Here is a 239-nt window from a genome sequence, read left to right as displayed (position 1 = left end):
CTTCCTGATAGCGATCCATCATGTTGCGGATGATCTTTCCTGTCGTCTTCTCATCCACTCTGATAGCTTTTGCGATCTGTGACAGTTCTACAGAACCGCCCATAGCAAAAAGTATAGCTTCTATAGCTGCTTCTGTCTCCTTAATCTTCACTCAGTCTTCCTCATTCCTTATCCTTTTATTACACATTTCTCTTTTGTAGATCACACCTTCTAAAAAAGGAATTGCAGTTACTGTTCTG

The 239-nt window shown here is 40.6% G+C and carries 1 protein-coding gene; it reads right to left on the bottom strand.

Annotated features, from left to right (window positions below; all coding sequences use genetic code 11):
• On the bottom strand, window positions 1-151 hold a 151-nt coding region (locus AC2FA3_RS15630), incomplete at its 3' end, for an SMC-Scp complex subunit ScpB (RefSeq protein ID WP_490510398.1).
• Between the last annotated feature and the right edge of the window lie 88 nt (window positions 152-239).

Source organism: Janibacter sp. CoH_79_TC_3 (genome assembly GCF_058197955.1).
Note: the sequence above shows the minus strand (reverse complement) of the source record. Positions and strands in the feature narration are given on the sequence as shown.